Below are 1,429 nucleotides of genomic sequence, written 5' to 3'. Positions count from 1 at the left end.
ATCGTCGTTGTCGATACCAGCGAGTTGTTCGCGCGGGGGGATCTGGTGGCGCAGCTGACGCAGGTGTGCACCACGGCGTGGATTCAGGCGGTGGTGTCAGACCGGTCCGCGCACCGCACCCGGTACGTGATCCGCGAAGAGGGCTGGCGCGACATGACGTCGCTGGCTGCGCTGCAGATGTACCAGCAGTGGCTGAAACTGTCGCGGCATTACGGGATCAGCAACATCGTGATCCTGCACAAGATGGGCGACCTCGACGCCGTCGGAGACGCCGACTCCCAAGAACGCAACCTCGCCTACTCGATCGTCGGCGACATCGAGAACAAGTTCATCTTCCGCACCAACCACCAAGAACAGACCTCCCTCCGCACCCGGCTGAACATGCCGGCCCCGCACGTAGACATGGCACGGCAGCTGCGCAAGGGCGAGTTCCTCGCCTACGTCGGTCAGTATGCGTACCTCGTGGACTGCTTCTCCACCAGCACCCCGTGGGAGTACGAGCTGTTCAAGACCGACGACGCCGTCCGCGCGTCCGACCACGAAGACCCCTCCCACCTCACCGTCCTCGCTCCGGACGAGTTGGACGACTACTGGCCCGCCCCCACCGCTGACACCGGCGTGGACGGCTGGCTGAGCCCCACCAAGGAGTACCAATGACCACCCCACGCGTGTACGCGACCGTCACCGGCCCCACCGCCACCTTCACCACCCCCGACGGTCACACCGAACCCCTCACCGTCGCCCCCGACGAAGACATCCGCCAAGCCATCGTCGCCCGCACCGCCGAAGAAGCCCGCCGCACCGGCGAACCCGTCGAACTCGTCACCGCCGGCGACCGCGGCGCCCACCGCCTCCTCATCACCCTCACCGGCGACATCACCGAAGCCCCCGACGCCGACACCTTCGCGCCCACCGAGTCCGATGACTCGGCCGCCCCGGAGGAGACGCTGCGCCGCGACATCCGATCCACCGAACCCGCCCCGGAAGTTTCTGGCGAGGAGGAACTGCGAGGAGAGGTCTCGTCGCGAACCTCCTTCATCACACCCCACATCGGATCCGAGACCGCGACCGCGGGATGGCGTGGCGCGCTCGCCCGCCTCGGTATCGCCATCAAGCCATCCGCCGCTGAGGTGGCGCGGCGGGATCGAGAGCAGGTGGTGTCGAGGCAGTGGGCCGGATGCCGCACCATCGCCGTCGTCAACGGCAAAGGCGGTGTCGGCAAGACCATGACCACCGCGATGCTCGCCGCCGTCTACGCCCGGTTCGGTGGCGGGAACGTGCTGGCGTGGGACAACAACGACACCCGCGGCACTCTCGGCTGGCGCACCGAACAGGGCCTCTACGACACCACCGTCCGCGACCTCCTCCCCGCAGCCGACGGACTCCTCGGACCGGCTGCGGGGGTGTCGGATATCTCCCGGTTCGTGCA

At 67.7% G+C, this 1,429-nt stretch carries 2 pseudogenes; both read left to right on the top strand.

Annotation, left to right across the window (positions count from 1 at the left end):
* Window positions 1-657 (top strand): annotated as a pseudogene (locus tag ACFUTX_RS16470) (hypothetical protein); the annotation flags it as partial.
* A pseudogene (locus tag ACFUTX_RS16465) lies at window positions 654-1,429 on the top strand (hypothetical protein); the annotation flags it as partial. The pseudogenes ACFUTX_RS16470 and ACFUTX_RS16465, both read left to right, overlap by 4 nt.

The sequence above is a fragment of the Microbacterium sp. NPDC057407 genome, from assembly GCF_042803895.1.
Taxonomy (GTDB): Bacteria; Actinomycetota; Actinomycetes; order Actinomycetales; family Microbacteriaceae; genus Microbacterium.
Note: the sequence above shows the minus strand (reverse complement) of the source record. Positions and strands in the feature narration are given on the sequence as shown.